Raw genomic sequence first — 14,054 nt, 5'->3', positions numbered from 1 at the left:
GATGAAATAAGCACTGATTCATTCAGATATCTTCGAGTCGGGCTTGTTTATTTTGACCATCAGAATATAACCCAGCGGGTCATAAATTGCTGCTTTCGAAGGCGGGGGAATATTGAATTTGGAGGGAAGATCACAACTTGTTTAGCGGCTAAAAAACGCATCTAATATAAGTTAATAATCCGCATTATCACTCTATTACAAAGACATATAAATAACAGTTTCACTTTGTATTTTAATGATGCCATTTATATCAAATGGAAACCCATTGTAACTCAATGTAACGGTGTGATTTTTATTTATTACAGTCTACCGATTAAAAAGGCCTCCAACAAGGGAGGCCTCAATAAATATATCTGACCAGTAAATGGTCGTATTATTCTATTTTTGCGACCGCTTGACCGCATCAATAAACACGCTTTTTGCTTTGGTTGAACCAGCCCGCTCGGCCTCGTTCACCAGCTTCATCGCCTTGTCGATATCCCCCGCCTTGACCGCTTTTTCGATCTGACTCTGATAGAAGGTTTCAGTTTCACTCAACATGGCAGGAGCAGGTTTGGCTGCGACCGCAGCTGTTGCAGTTGTGGTAACGGCTGCGGTAGTCGCTATCGCGGCAACCTGCTGACCCTGGCTCATGGCCACCTTGTCGGCATATTCGGGTTTGAATACCGCTTCAAGGCCACTTCCACGGGCCATATCTTTGACTTTGATCTGCACCAAACCCCACGGGGAGTGCGGGATCACCGGATCCTTGATATCAGGCTCAACGGTACCATTAGCGCGAGCAAACGCTTTTGATGGATGCAGGATTGTTGTGCTGCCAGAGAGCTTATCCGCGGGCGCATAAACGATCATGTATGTTTCGCTGGCCGGGTTGCCAGGCATGCTGCGGTCAACAAAAACACGCCCTTCAATACGGTCGTTATCGAGCAAGTGAGCAGGCTGATAGCTGAATACTGACTCACCTAGGACCCGAGTCACCTTGAACTCGGCATCCAGCATAATGACCTTGGGCACCATCACGGTTTTACTCACCTGTGATGCCAGGCTGATCGCCAGATTGCCGGTGTTGGTCGGCAAGCGATAGGCAGCAAAGTAACTCATCCCCTCATCAAACTGAAAAGTGGGTTGCTTGCCATCAATGGCCAGCAAGGTCTCACCTTCAGGCAAGGGGGCATAACTGAAATCTTTAAACGCCACACAGCAGCTTGAGGCTTTGGCCAACGCTTGCTTGGCTTGATCTGCATCGCTCAAGATCGAGCCATGTTCTTGCAGAGGAACAACCATGTTTCCGGCACAACCGGTTAATAGCGCAGTGATTACGGCTGCAATAGACATCTTTACCCGTTTCATTTTTCTTATCTCCATAATCCGGTGGCCGTGATCCGGCGAAACAAAACTGCCCCCATAAGGGGGCAGTCACTAACTTAACTTAAACTTTTGCTTACCACCAAGCTTCTGCTTGAACACCAAATTGGTAGGTGTCTTTGGAGGTATTGCCTTCGAAGACTTTCTTGTCTTCGTCGTTAGCCAGATAGGAGGCGAACACACGGATTTCCGGACGGGCCCAGAAGCTGGAACCGGCAGACCAGGCTTGTGCCAGGGTCAGCTTGTAGCCAGCATCTTTGTCTTCGCTACCATTGGTAGACTTGTTGTTGTCCTTGAAGTAGCCGCCTTCAAAGATGGTCTTGTTGAAGTCATCCCACTTGTACATCGGGCGGATAACAGCGGACATGGTTTCGTACTTGTCGTTGCCATCCCACATTTCGTTGCCTACACCGTAGACCAACTGATGACCCATCTCCCAGGAGTTGCCCATCGGAACAACGCCCCAGTTGATGATACGGAAACCATCGGCACCGTCTTTGGCTTCAGCGCCGTACCAGGAACCATCACCGTAGAAAGCCATGGTCTTGGAGTAACCTTCGGTACCGTATTGCAGCACGGTTTTGTTGAAACCACCGAGGATGCCTGCGGTCAGTTCAGCAGTCAGCATGACGCCATCTTGCGGGTCTTTCTTCAGTGCTTTCTGATCGTTGGTCTCATTTACCAGAGCGTAATCCACGCCCAGTTCCAGAGAGGCATCGGTCCACAGCGGGATGCCGGCATAACGCAGATCCAGAGTATTGACGTTCAGATCTTCGTTCTTCACGTAGTTTGGAGCTGCACTGGTACCGGTATTGGTGTACTCGCCGAACACGTCTTTTGCGCTACGGTCGTTACGTACCCATGCGAAAGAGACTTTACCCGGACCAGCCTGGATGCCTTCGATACCAGCACCAGCACCGGAGATGTTCCAGTAGTAGAAGTCGGAGATGTGGATGTCATGGCGTTGATAGTAACGCTTACCAGCCCACAGGGTTGCTTCAGGAGCAAAATTCAGCAAGCCTTTGGCTTGTACGTTGAACTGACGCAGAGCGAAGTCAGAATCACCATTGCACTGCTTGGCATCGAAGTTACAAACAGTACCGGTACCTTCCCAGTCGTTTGAACCGTTGGAAGCCATGGCAAACATGGAATCAACATAGAAAGTCTTGCCATCTTTGTTGAATACTTCCTGACCCAGTTGCACTTCACCGTAGGTATCATTTTCGTTACCCAGACGGCCAACTTTATTGACGTTGTATTTAACCATGTCGCCGTCGCCGGAAACACCGACACCGGAACGGAAGTAACCGTGGAAATCTACGGCAAAGGCGGCTTGGGAAGCCAGGGCGGCAGTAACAGCTGCTGCAATCGGGAGCCACTTCATTTTCATTGTCATATTCCTTATTTCCCGCAGTGAGGAGTGTGATCCTGAATATTCAACTTCTTATCACCATGTAATCCTGTTGGTGATAACCGAGGTTGATTATAGGGAGCGTATTTCACGACAAATATGAAGCGACTCACAAAATGGCGACAAATCGCTCGGCAAACGATCGCCACAACACCAGTCAGCAAAAAACCGACCAGCAAAGCGATAGTCAACCAATAAAATAACAAAACAAGCAATTACAACAAACCTGAAAGCGTTACCAGTAATTAATTCGCGACTGAACCAAAGTCATTATTTTACGTTCGAATGACAAAAACATGACTGAGATCGCTTTCAAGATTGAACTTTTATTTGGAGAACGGGTCTGCGGTGCGCTTGAAACCATTACGCCGATGGAATGCCAAAAGGGGAAAATATCCCTCCGCCACTATCGACAATAAGAGTGGGAAATATGCTTGCTGAGTGAGATGACATTTGTGCAAATAACAATCCCCTGCCGGTTAAGGGTCAGGGGATTGATATGGCTCTATTTCAGAGAATATTCAGGGCTGAATATCCCACTTTTTCAGCCAGGTGAGTGCCACCTGTTCGGGTTCATCGTGCACGGTAGCATCCAGCTCCAGCGGGGGAATCACTCGCGTGGCGCCCAGCTCTTGCAGCAATCCGTCCAGCCGACGGCCCGCGCCACAAAAATGGTCATAGCTGCTGTCGCCCATGGCAATCAGGGCATACCGCAGCCCCTTGAGCCAGGGCGCCTTGTCAGCCAGCTCGCTGGCAAAGGGCTGCAGATTGGGAGGAATGTCCCCCTGTCCTGTAGTGGCACTGACCAGCAATAAAAAACGGCCGGGGTCAATGTCCGCCAGCCGTGCTTCTTCGTGCAGAGAACAGTGATGCCCCTTGCGTTCCAGCTCATCTGCCAAGGTCTCGGCCACCAGCATGGCTGCGCCATAGACAGTTCCTACCACGATATCGATCTGCGCCATTCTCCTCTCCCTGCTTGAGTCACTCTTTTGAGCAACTCTATCAGCAAGCTGGCGTCAGATGCCACCGGTTCAAGGCTGAGGACCAGGCGCTTAGTAGTCGCTCTCGCTGGCGGGCCAGCCCAGCTCAGCAAACAGGCGCAGCACATCCTGACCGAGTGGCGCCTGGATCCGCATCGGCACCTTGAGCACCGGATGGGTAAAGCTCAGGGTGCGGGCCACCAGCAGCAGCCGTTCGCAGCCGAAGTGCTCGCGAAAGAAACGGTTGTGACGACCATCCCCGTGGGTGGTGTCGCCCACAATAGGATGGAACAGGTGATCCATATGGCGGCGCAGCTGATGCTTGCGGCCGGTCTTCGGGAACAATCTGACCAGGCTGTAACGACTGGTGGGGTGCTTCTTGGAGACCGCGTGGGGCAGCTCGACCTGATGCAGGCGACGGAAGGTGGTGACGGCATCCTGCGCCGGGCGATCCGGGTTGCTCATGGCATCGGCAATCTTGTCCAGCTGCTCCTTGAGGGGATAGTCGATCACCCCCTGCTCGGGCGCCCAGCCACGCACCAATGCCAGATACTCCTTGTGCACCTGACGTTGGGTAAAGGCTTCGGTCAGTGCGCGGGCAATCACCGGATCGAGCGCAAACAGCAGTACACCGGAGGTGGGTCGGTCGAGGCGATGCACCGGATAGACATGGCGACCACCGATGAGATCCCGGGTCATCTGCATGGCAAAACGGGTCTCGCCCTTGTCGAGCCAGCTGCGGTGCACCAGCAGACCGGACGGCTTGTTGACCGCCACCAGCCACTCATCCTGATAGAGCAGGGTCAGCTTCAGGTCACTCTCTTCTCGGGTTTGCGCTGGCATCATTGTTCGATCACTTTGCCGGAAAGCAGCAGATCGAAGCGGGCGATCAGGCGCAGCAGCGCTTCTGCTTCGGCCAGATCTTCTTTGTAGACTTCGCTGGCCATGGGATAGAGGGAGACGCTGGTGGGCAGCGGAGCCTGCAACATCACCAACTGCTCCATGCGCGGGATCAGCACGAACTGCAGCCACTGATCAAAGCTCAGGGTATCGACACAAAAAGGCAGGGTGCTTGCCAGGGCTTCGTCACCGGGATGGTCAGCTTGCCAGCGCTCAAGGCGCTGCAACTCGGCGGTGAGTTCCCCCAACAGGCCAGCTACCAGCAAATATTGATTCATCTCGCTCTCTTCCTCATAACCACAGATTGATCCGCTGACCCGACAGGGTCAGCCAGGATGCCGATACATTCGGTCGCGCAGCACCGGCGATTAAGCCTGCTCGTCGACATACACGGCAGCCAGCGCGGCCTGCCGACTTTAAAAAAGGGCGATACTATACACCTCCCCCCGCATGGCTGCCATGTTGATATCTGCCGCAACGCGCGTCTGCTGCCACTGGCTATCCTCGGTAAGGGCCTTATAATCGGCCCGCATCACCATTAGCCGGATCTCACCATGTCTGTGACGCCTACTGCCATCAATACCTTGACCGAATTTCTGACTCAGGCTGGCACCCAGTTCCAGCTGTTTGACATGGGCCGCCAGGTGCGGCCACTGGCAAGCGATACCTTTGTCCGCATCGAACAGCAGCAGGAGCCCTACCCCTGGCCGCTGCAGCAGCACGCCTGGCTGGGTGTGCACTTCTTCCAGCCGAGCGAGTCTCGCCACTACCTCTGGTTCCTCAAGTTTGCCCTCGATGAGCGCGGCCTGCTGATGTCAAATGGCCCCAAGCTGTTCATGGATCAGGTGGTGGAGACCCTGGGCTACAAGCTCACCGGCGATCTGGACGAGGAAAAAGCCCAGCGCTTGGCCGACAACCCCTACACCTTCCGCCCGGCGGAGGCAAAAATGGCCAGTCTGCACGCCAAGCTGGCGCGCCAGCTGGAGCAGGCCCCTTCTGCCTATTACGATGCCCTCTGCCACTATCTGGCCGCCCCCAACGACACCGGTTGGCAGACGCTGGGGCTGCAGGGCTTTGCCGATCTGGCCGAGCGACTGCATGATGAGCGCAATCTGGCGCTGATCTGTAAGGCACTGCCCAAACTGCCGCAAGAGCCGCTCTATGCCCTCTGCCAGAGCCTTGAAAACGCCCCGCTGCCGCCAGCAGTACAAGGCGCCCTGCTCGAGCGGATCGGCAAGGAGCAGGAGTGCGCCGCCCCCAACCCGGAGACCCTAGCCTACCTCTGCCGCGCCATGGCCTCCTGCCCCGGCAGCACCTTGCGCACCAACAAGCTGCTGACCCTGCTGCAAACCCAGCCAAGCCCGGCGCTGCTGCTCGCCATTGCGGGCCGGCTCTGGCCCGATCTGAAAGATGCCAATCTGCTCAGCCACTATCTGGAACAGCTGGCACTGCAACCGACCCAGTTCTTCAATCAGGTTTTTGCCGAGTTGGTCACTTTACCGGCCCTGCGCAATGATATGCTGGCCAGACTGCGCGACCCCGAGCGCAGCGATGCGCTGGGCAAGGCCATCGGCCGTCTGTTTGCCTCGGCCTGATCCCTCGCCTCCCCCTCACGCCACGAGGCAACACGGCGGGAAATAGACAAGGAGATCGGGAGTACCGAGCAGGGCTCCCGGTTATCGACATCACGATAAGGAAGCCCGCCTATGGGAGAGATGCTCGGAATTTTGTTGCTGATTGCGATTGGCGGCCTGTTCTGGCTGCAACGCCAACAGGCAGAAGTGGCCTGGCAATACATGCGCCGCTACTGCCAGCACCATGATCTGCAACTGCTGTCGCTGGCCCGCCATCGGCGGGAGCTGGCACACAATCCCCTGCGGCTGCTGACCCACTATCAGTTTGAATTCTCCAGCGATGGCGAGAGCCACTATCAGGGCACCCTCAAGATGCAGGGGCTGCACATTGTAGGCGTTGATCTGCCACCCCATCGCATCCCCTCAGCCTGATCTCCAATCTCGTCTCTGCGCCCGATGGCTGTGCCTGTCTATAATCTCAGGGATTAAACAAAGGGAGAGACGAGATGGAACCCCTTGTCCACGATCTGCCAGCCCTGTTTGCCCAGCTCGGGATGGCTAACGACGAGCTGAGCCTGCACCGCTTTGTGCACGACCATCACCTCGACAATGAGACCCTGCTGCCGGAGGCCGGTTTCTGGAACGCCGCCCAAGCCAGCTTTCTGCGCGATGCCCTGTGGAACGACTCCGACTGGTGCGAGGCGATCGACCAGCTCGATGTGATGTTGCGCCAGCCCCGCTAAGCCGCCCGCCCCTTTCCTCCCCTGCCAGCTTTGGTTAAGATCCCGCCCCGATATCGATCCCTCCTTCTCACCCAGAGCATGCTTATGTCCGCCCACGAGATCATCCGAATTGCCAACGAGCTGGCCGCCAAGGGCCTGACACCCACCACCGCCATGATCAAGGCCCGCCTTACCCAGCCCGTGCCGATGGCAGAGCTGCTGAAAGTGCTGAGCCAGTGGAAGCAGCAGCCCATCGCGACCGCCGAGAGCGAGATCCTGCCAGAGGCAGTGCCCCAACCAGCACCGGAGCTCACCCTGCAGCAACTCGCCGAACAGCTCGCACGCATCGAACAGAAGGTGGATCGCCTGACCGACCTGCTCCTCCAGCAGGGGCAAGGCTGAACCATGTATATCGTCGAACTCTGCTTTGAGTGTTACCGCGATACCTCCCTTGGCGACGCCGAGCGGGCCATCGTCAACTACCTCGACATGCTGCGTTATCAGGGCCAGATCCTCGGGCGGGAATTCCCCACCAGCATGCACGACGGCTATTTCGTCAGTCGGGTAGTCTGCCCGGAGCAGGATAGTTTGCATCCGGACAACCAGAGCGATCAGGTCAAGCTGGCCGAACAGCAGCTCAATCAGGCCGGACTGCTGGCGCCCAAACTCCAGCTGCAGGGGGCGGATCTGCTCTCCGACAGCACAGATCCTTGCGGCACGCAGGGCGAGCGGCCGAGCTGGATGCTGCTCTACACCAGCTTTTTGCATACCTGCTCGCCGCTGCGCTGTGGCGACCACTTCGCCCCCATTCCGCTCTACCAACTGCCCGCAGTCGCCAACGGCGATCAGAAGCAGATCATCAAGTGGCAGGAGGATTGGGAGGCGTGCGATCAGTTGCAGATGAACGGCTCCATCGCCGAACATGCGGCGCTACACGAAATCGGCGAAGTGGGCAGCCGCCTCTACCGGCGCGGCACCGATCTGGCCAAGCGGCTGGAAGTGCTGAGCGGCATCCCCACCTACTACTACCTCTATCGGGTGGGCGGGTTGAACGCGGCCGAGGAGAAGGCGCGCCCCTGCCCCAGCTGTGGCGGTGAGTGGGCGCTGGCAGCGCCACTGCACGAGATCTTCGACTTCAAGTGCGACAGCTGCCGTCTGGTCTCCAACCTCTCCTGGGATTTCAAGGATTAAGCGCGTTCCCTGTACGCAATGCCATAAAAAAGAGCCTTGCCGCATGACAAGGCGCTTTTTGTTTCGATATCTGTTCCGCCAAGCGATGGTGGCTCGGACAGACGCTATTGCGGCAACGTCTCCAACCGTTCAAGAAACGCCGGCAAGGAGGGAGCCAACGGCAGACGGCGGCCGGAATCGAGCCACTCCAGCCAAACCTGACCACTCTCGTTATCCAGCGAGATGAGCGTCATCTCGTTGCGGGTGGTGGCAATAAAGATGGAGGGGGTTCGTTTTAGCTTGCGCAGCATCAGCAGGTGGCCGATGAGGTTCTCCCTGAGCAGGTCGAGATCCGCGTCGTTCCACGGCAAGATCAGTTCAAGGCGCAGCCCCTTGAAAAGGCAGGGGATAGGGCGACTGAACCAGTGGCCAAATAGGGCAATGGCACTGGGATGAATTGTCAGCTCAAGGGCATCGGCCATGGCTGTAAAGTCGGCGGGCTCGGAGCGATGGTGAGGACGCCAAGCCACCCGACCATCGGCGGGCTCACCAAGCTGGCAGGGGGAACGCCAGTCCGCCTCCCACTCGCACAGGGGCAGGCCTCGTCTGGCCTCGCCATCCCGTTGCCAGCGGGCAAAAAAGTGCTCTAGGGCAGACAAAACTTGATCCGACATCGAAAATCCCCACAATTGCTGGCAAAGTCCGCTATTGCACCACCAAACCCGGTAACAGACAAGGTTGCCAGCCGACCTTGCGACCCGAGAAACAGAACCCAGGATACAGAGAGGCCGACGCCCAAGCCAAACGGCTGCAACCATCCGGCCCTGCAATGGCCCGTTTCATTCCACTCATCATGAGCACATTACGTGAGCAACCCTGTGAGCAAACAAGATAGATACGCCGGGGCCAGCGCCCTGACCGGCCTGAGTCTGGGCCAGCAATCCGATTACATCAGCCAGTACACCCCCTCCCTGCTGCAGCCGGTTCCACGTAGCCTGAACCGGGATGATCTCCAACTGGGCGATGACCTGCCCTTTAGCGGTTGCGATGTCTGGACCCTCTATGAGCTCTCCTGGCTCAATGCCAAGGGCAAGCCGATGGTGGCGGTGGGTGAAGTGACCATCCCGGCCACCAGTGCGAACCTGATCGAATCCAAATCCTTCAAGCTCTACCTCAACTCCTTCAACCAGACCCGTTGCGACTCTATAGAGGCAGTCGCCGCCATGCTGACCAAGGATCTGAGTGCCTGTGCGGGCGAGGCTGTCAAGGTGACCCTGTTCCCCCTCGACAAGGCGCCGCACCAGATTGCCCTGCTGCCTGGCGAGTGCATCGATGAGCAGGATATCGAGGTAGACAATTACGAGTTTGATGCGTCCCTGCTGCAAGGGGCAGCCGGTAGCAAGCTGGTCGAGGAGACCCTGCACAGCCACCTGCTCAAATCCAACTGTCTGGTCACCAGCCAACCGGACTGGGGCTCTGTGGTGATCCGCTACAAGGGGCCGAAACTCGATCGGGAGAAGCTGCTGCGCTATCTCATCTCGTTTCGCCAGCACAACGAGTTCCACGAGCAGTGCATCGAGCGGATCTTTATCGACCTCAAGCACTATTGCCAGCCTGAACAGTTGACCGTCTATGCCCGCTATACCCGCCGCGGCGGCCTCGACATCAACCCGTTCCGCTCCGATTTCGAAGCCGTGCCCGCCAACTTGCGTCTGATCCGCCAATAAAGTCGAGTTGCGACAGAGAGGGCAGTCGTACTGCCCTCCATGACTGGCAAAAAGGTTTCAATCGATGCTTTACGCAGCAGGGATAAGGGTGCTGGATAATAAAATCCAGACGAAACCCACTTGCCGGCCACCAGCAAACCACAGTAAACGCTGGACTCGCAGGGGGGGGCTTGGATAACATGCCAACACCTCTGCGCCGTCCTTAATCCAATGAATCAACTGTTTTTTCTGGCCATGATGATGTCCTCCCTGTCAGCTCCGAATCTGGATCTGGACAAGGAGCAACTCTCTATCGATCTGCAACAAGCGCAATCGATGGTACTGACCGATCCTGCCAGATGCGTCCAGATCACCACCGCCTTCCTGACGCGCGCAGCCAATAATCCCCAGCAAATCATCAGCAATCGCCAGGAGTTCGGTTATCGCGAACCCATCCTGAGCTACAGCACGGCGGCCCAGACCATAGGCGCCCACTTGCTCAAAGGGGAGTGTCTGCTGCAACTGGGCCAATATCAGGCCACCCAGCAAGCGCTCGACAAGGCGATGGCGCTGGCAGACAAAGAGCGGCAACCGGAACTCAAGGCCCACGGCCTCTATCTCAAAATCCGCAGTCAGGCCCTCAAACCGGATAACCAGAGCACCAGCCGCGCCCTGATGGATCAACTGGACGAACAGCTGGCCGTCCCCACGCTCAAGCAGAGCCAGCTCCAGATTTATGGCCGTCTGCAACGCACCAGCTACGACATCGAGAACCAGCACTTCGATGATGCCAAGGCCCACTTGGCAGATGCGCGGATCTGGGCCGCCAAGACCCCCAATCCCCTCGCCAGTGCCTGGGTCAGCGCCATCAGCGGCGACCTTTATCGCGCGCTGCAGCAGCCACAGCTGGCGCTGGGGGAATATATCGATGCCCAGCAACAGGCCAAAAGCCTCAATGACCCGCTCTTTCTCGGCCTGCTGTCGAACCAGATAGTGAAACTCTACCAGCAGGAGCAGGAGCCCCAGAAAGCGCTGCAGTATGCCAATGAGGCGGCCAACTACTTCCACTCCATCGGCAACCCCTCCCTGCTGTGCGACTCCCTCATGGTGCTGGCGCGACTCAACCGCGAGCAGGGCGACCTCAATATGGCGCTGGTCTACTTCTTCAATGCGCTGGATCTGCTCGATGAGGGGAGCAACAGACCGCAAGCCTCCCTGCTCAAATACGAAATCGGCAAAACCTACCTGCAAAGCGGCAACCTCTCGCTGGCCAGCAACTACCTCAATGCGGCCCGTCAGTCCCATGAGCTGAGCGATGCCAAAGAGCCGCTGATCGATACCCTGCTGCTGCTCGGCGAGCTCTATCTGAAGAAGCAGGAGGCCGCCATCGCCATCCTGCAGTTGGAGAACGCCCGCGCGCTGGCCAATCAGCTCGGCGATACCCGCCGTCAGTACGAGGTATTCCGCCTGTTGTCGCTGGCCTATGAGCAGAAGGGGTATCTGCGTCAGGCTCTCGACAGCTACAAGCGCTTCCACCGTCTTGGCGAAGAGGTGCGCCAGCAGGAGCAAGCCATGGAGCAGGCGGCGATCCGCGACAACTATGTCCAGGTCGAGCGGGTACAACATATCAAGGAGCTGGAGCAGCGGCTTAACAACAGCCAACATCAGCAGGAGCGCTATCTCTGGTCGAGCATCACCACCAGCCTGCTGCTGGCGCTCTTTATCTACCTCTTCTTCACCCTCTGGCTCAAGCTGCGTACTGCCCGCCTGCAACTGAAACGGACCAATGAGGCCCTGCTGATCGAGCCACGCTCGGGGCTGGCCAACTGGCAGCGGCTGATGAACCGCTGGCCGCGGGAGATGGCAAAGCGCCAGCTGAAATCGGATCGCTGGTACCTCAGTGAACAGCCCTCCAGCGAGTTCGATGACAAGCTGCACTATCTGCTGTTCCGGGTGCCTTTCCTGGTCAACACGCTGGAGCGCCACGGCTATCAGGCCAGCAGAGAAATCGAGCAGGCCTTCGGTGCCTATATGGACACCCTGACCCCGCAAGATGGCCGTATCTATGACTTGCGTGAAGGACACATGCTCTATGTGGTGCCACAGCGCCACGTCACCAACCTGCATCAACTGGCGGGAGACCTGCTGACCGCCATCGCCGCCTTCCCTTGCAACTATCCGCTGGATCGCCAGATCAGCCTCGGGATTGTCAGTCACCCCTTCCTGCCGAAAGCGGCGACCGCGCTCGATCACAATGGCCTGTTTGACCTCTGCTATCTCGCCCTGTCGGGAGCCATTCAGCTCAGTGAAAAATGCCAGCAAAACGCCTGGTTGGAGCTGGCGGCGATCGATTGCCAACAAGCGGCATTTTTTAATGGAGATGTGTGGCAATGCGGCCTGATGGCAATTGACAAGGGACTGGTAAAAGTCAATTCTTCTCATGAAAAGCAATGGGTTAATTGGCCCAGCCTTGCAAGGAAGCCGGCAGCCGATAACCACCAGGAAATAATGTAGATAACAGGCGAGGATCGAAACCAAGTTCGACCACTGTTGCTATCCAACACCAAAAACAATAATGACAACAGGGCGACCTGATAATGAATGACATCGCTGCCGTAGCAGGACAATTGGCAAGACTCAGGGAATCCCTTCAGCAGAAACAGCTGGAACTCGACGGCGTGCTGTCGTTTTCCGATGCAGAGCGTGCTCGCGGTATTCAGTTTATCAACAAGTTGATGCTCTCCTGCCGTGGCTTCGACCGCGAGCTGGACAATCGCTTCGCCAAGCTCAAGCAGAAACTGGATAACAACCCCGCATTTACCGCGCTAGACGAGGATCTGCTGGCCATTGAAAAACTGCTGCAGCAGCACAGCAATGCGCTGGAAGAGTCGATCACCCTGACCCAGACCGCCATCGAACTTGGTTCCAAACAGCTGAAAAACATCAAGGGCTTCCCGGAAGAGACCCGCAAGTCCCTCAAGGAATTTCTGGCAAGTCCCGCCGGTTACGGCATTGCCGATCACCAGAAAAAGGTGATCAAGCTGCTGGAGTTCTACCAGCAGGCGATCAAGATCCAGCTGCTGCCAAGCCAACCCCTGTTGGCACCTTCAGGTGCAACTCAACAAGAAAGCGATACTGCCAGCAACGATGGCCAGCCCGATGTCGACCCGTTTGATCTCAAGGATCACGCCCGTATCGCCGATGAGCTGCAGCGGCTTATCACCGAACTCGACTTTGCCGGCGCCATCGGCGAAAGCCTGAGCGATATTCGCCGCCAACTGCTGATCGGGATCAACCCTGCCCTGCTGGCGGAAACCTGCCTGCAGGTGATCGAGCTCATCATCGAAGGCACCCGTGAGGAGCGTAAAGCCTCCCGCGCCTTCCTCAGCTCCCTCAACGAGAGCCTGTCCGCGGTACATGTCGGGTTTACCGAATCCCTCGATGAGGGGCGTGCGCTGCAAAATGAAACCCGCGAGACCCGCGAGGCGCTGGTCAACGAGTTGCAGGCGATCGATCACTCCCTAGCCAGCCATAACTCCATCGATGCGCTCAAGCGCGCCATCTCCGGCCATATGGGCGCCATCAACCTGCTGCTGCAAGAGCGTGACAGCACAGCGGCGCGAGAGCGTCACCTGCTCACCCGCCTCTCCACCATGGAGTCCAAGCTGCGCTTGATGAAGGAGGAGACCGCCGAGTACAAGAAGCGGCTGACCATTCAAAAGCACAAGCTGTTCCTCGACAGCCTGACCCAGGTACACAACCGGGCCGCCCTCGATGAACGGCTGGAGCAGGAGTACAAACGTTGGCTTCGTTACCGCACTCCGCTCTGCATGGCGATCATCGACATCGATCATTTCAAGAACATCAATGACAACTACGGCCATATGGCGGGTGACAAGGCGTTGAAAGTGGTCGCCAAGGCGCTGCAGAGTGCGCTGCGTGACACCGACTTCATCGCCCGTTTTGGTGGAGAAGAGTTCGTGGTGTTGCTGCCCAATATCAACCCGGACAAGTTCCAGAAGCCGCTGGAGACCCTGCGCCAGACCATCAAGAGCATCCCGTTCCGTTTTCGCGATGCCAAGGTGGAGATCACCATCTCCATCGGTGCAACCCTGTTCAAGGATGGGGACAACCCGTCAGATGTGTTCGAGCGGGCGGACAAGGCGCTCTACCACTCCAAGCACACCGGTCGGGATCAAGTGACACTGGCCTGACAAGCGGCTAAA

Annotated in this window: 14 protein-coding genes; 8 read left to right on the top strand and 6 right to left on the bottom strand. The window is 56.9% G+C overall.

The features are described from left to right. Positions 1-378: 378 nt before the first annotated feature. From I6L47_RS19430 to I6L47_RS19410, 5 genes are all read right to left on the bottom strand, one after another. Complete coding sequence (locus I6L47_RS19430; RefSeq protein ID WP_042055101.1) at positions 379-1,350, bottom strand: MalM family protein; 972 nt, start codon at positions 1,348-1,350, stop codon at positions 379-381. A gap of 91 nt (positions 1,351-1,441) precedes the next feature. Further along, positions 1,442-2,755 (bottom strand): maltoporin, encoded by a 1,314-nt coding sequence (locus I6L47_RS19425; protein ID WP_005349751.1) that lies wholly within the window; start codon positions 2,753-2,755, stop codon positions 1,442-1,444. A 542-nt stretch (positions 2,756-3,297) separates the two neighbouring features. Then, complete coding sequence (locus I6L47_RS19420) at positions 3,298-3,738, bottom strand: flavodoxin (protein ID WP_194496545.1); 441 nt, start codon at positions 3,736-3,738, stop codon at positions 3,298-3,300. A gap of 90 nt (positions 3,739-3,828) precedes the next feature. After that, positions 3,829-4,602 (bottom strand): tRNA pseudouridine(65) synthase TruC, encoded by a 774-nt coding sequence (gene truC, locus I6L47_RS19415; RefSeq protein ID WP_019445213.1) that lies wholly within the window; start codon positions 4,600-4,602, stop codon positions 3,829-3,831. After that, entirely contained in the window at positions 4,599-4,934 is a 336-nt protein-coding gene (locus I6L47_RS19410) for a YqcC family protein (protein ID WP_005338596.1), read from the bottom strand. Before I6L47_RS19410 ends, truC begins: the two co-directional genes overlap by 4 nt. 276 nt (positions 4,935-5,210) lie before the next feature. Between I6L47_RS19410 and I6L47_RS19405 the strand changes: the two genes are divergently transcribed. From I6L47_RS19405 to I6L47_RS19385, 5 genes are all read left to right on the top strand, one after another. Then, complete coding sequence (locus I6L47_RS19405) at positions 5,211-6,251, top strand: DUF3549 family protein (RefSeq protein ID WP_216948133.1); 1,041 nt, start codon at positions 5,211-5,213, stop codon at positions 6,249-6,251. Between the two features lie 111 nt (positions 6,252-6,362). Continuing rightward, positions 6,363-6,662 carry a DUF3301 domain-containing protein gene (locus tag I6L47_RS19400; RefSeq protein ID WP_216948132.1) on the top strand — a complete coding sequence of 100 codons (300 nt, stop codon included), beginning with the start codon at positions 6,363-6,365 and terminating at the stop codon, positions 6,660-6,662. Positions 6,663-6,736: 74 nt separating this feature from the next. Continuing rightward, positions 6,737-6,973: a DUF2789 family protein gene (locus I6L47_RS19395; protein WP_005338602.1), complete on the top strand. Its 237-nt coding sequence runs from the start codon at positions 6,737-6,739 to the stop codon at positions 6,971-6,973. Positions 6,974-7,057: 84 nt separating this feature from the next. Then, on the top strand, positions 7,058-7,354 hold the full coding sequence (locus I6L47_RS19390) for a DNA-binding protein (RefSeq protein ID WP_120414968.1): 297 nt from the start codon (positions 7,058-7,060) through the stop codon (positions 7,352-7,354). 3 nt (positions 7,355-7,357) lie between these two features. Continuing rightward, a complete protein-coding gene (locus I6L47_RS19385; protein ID WP_216948131.1) occupies positions 7,358-8,143 on the top strand; it encodes a Zn-ribbon-containing protein in 786 nt (261 codons plus the stop codon). 104 nt (positions 8,144-8,247) lie between these two features. Here I6L47_RS19385 and syd read toward each other — a convergent pair whose 3' ends face one another. Then, positions 8,248-8,796 (bottom strand): SecY-interacting protein, encoded by a 549-nt coding sequence (gene syd, locus I6L47_RS19380; protein WP_103251878.1) that lies wholly within the window; start codon positions 8,794-8,796, stop codon positions 8,248-8,250. A gap of 204 nt (positions 8,797-9,000) precedes the next feature. Here syd and queF point away from each other — a divergent pair, with 204 nt between their 5' ends. The 3 genes from queF (at position 9,001) to I6L47_RS19365 (ending at position 14,042) form a co-directional block, all read left to right on the top strand. Beyond that, a complete protein-coding gene (gene queF / locus I6L47_RS19375; protein WP_216948130.1) occupies positions 9,001-9,849 on the top strand; it encodes an NADPH-dependent 7-cyano-7-deazaguanine reductase QueF in 849 nt (282 codons plus the stop codon). A 210-nt stretch (positions 9,850-10,059) separates the two neighbouring features. Then, complete coding sequence (locus I6L47_RS19370) at positions 10,060-12,342, top strand: hypothetical protein (RefSeq protein WP_005338609.1); 2,283 nt, start codon at positions 10,060-10,062, stop codon at positions 12,340-12,342. Between the two features lie 83 nt (positions 12,343-12,425). After that, the gene (locus tag I6L47_RS19365; protein ID WP_040068492.1) at positions 12,426-14,042 is read left to right on the top strand and encodes a diguanylate cyclase; all 1,617 of its coding nucleotides are present in this window, start codon (positions 12,426-12,428) and stop codon (positions 14,040-14,042) included. The last annotated feature ends 12 nt before the right edge of the window (positions 14,043-14,054 follow it).

The sequence above is a fragment of the Aeromonas sp. FDAARGOS 1417 genome (assembly GCF_019046985.1).
GTDB lineage: Bacteria > Pseudomonadota > Gammaproteobacteria > Enterobacterales > Aeromonadaceae > Aeromonas > Aeromonas veronii.
The sequence above is the reverse complement of the archived record's forward strand: the minus strand, read 5'-3'. Positions and strand labels throughout refer to the sequence as shown.

Coding starts and splice junctions, on each gene's coding strand:
- I6L47_RS19395 (WP_005338602.1), top strand. CDS start 6,737: ATGGAACCCCTTGTCCACGATCTGCCAGCCCTGTTTGCCCAGCTCGGG.
- I6L47_RS19365 (WP_040068492.1), top strand. CDS start 12,426: ATGAATGACATCGCTGCCGTAGCAGGACAATTGGCAAGACTCAGGGAA.
- I6L47_RS19410 (WP_005338596.1), bottom strand. CDS start 4,934: ATGAATCAATATTTGCTGGTAGCTGGCCTGTTGGGGGAACTCACCGCC.
- I6L47_RS19430 (WP_042055101.1), bottom strand. CDS start 1,350: ATGAAACGGGTAAAGATGTCTATTGCAGCCGTAATCACTGCGCTATTA.
- I6L47_RS19385 (WP_216948131.1), top strand. CDS start 7,358: ATGTATATCGTCGAACTCTGCTTTGAGTGTTACCGCGATACCTCCCTT.
- syd (WP_103251878.1), bottom strand. CDS start 8,796: ATGTCGGATCAAGTTTTGTCTGCCCTAGAGCACTTTTTTGCCCGCTGG.
- I6L47_RS19370 (WP_005338609.1), top strand. CDS start 10,060: ATGAATCAACTGTTTTTTCTGGCCATGATGATGTCCTCCCTGTCAGCT.
- truC (WP_019445213.1), bottom strand. CDS start 4,602: ATGATGCCAGCGCAAACCCGAGAAGAGAGTGACCTGAAGCTGACCCTG.
- I6L47_RS19425 (WP_005349751.1), bottom strand. CDS start 2,755: ATGAAAATGAAGTGGCTCCCGATTGCAGCAGCTGTTACTGCCGCCCTG.
- I6L47_RS19400 (WP_216948132.1), top strand. CDS start 6,363: ATGGGAGAGATGCTCGGAATTTTGTTGCTGATTGCGATTGGCGGCCTG.
- I6L47_RS19420 (WP_194496545.1), bottom strand. CDS start 3,738: ATGGCGCAGATCGATATCGTGGTAGGAACTGTCTATGGCGCAGCCATG.
- I6L47_RS19405 (WP_216948133.1), top strand. CDS start 5,211: ATGTCTGTGACGCCTACTGCCATCAATACCTTGACCGAATTTCTGACT.
- I6L47_RS19390 (WP_120414968.1), top strand. CDS start 7,058: ATGTCCGCCCACGAGATCATCCGAATTGCCAACGAGCTGGCCGCCAAG.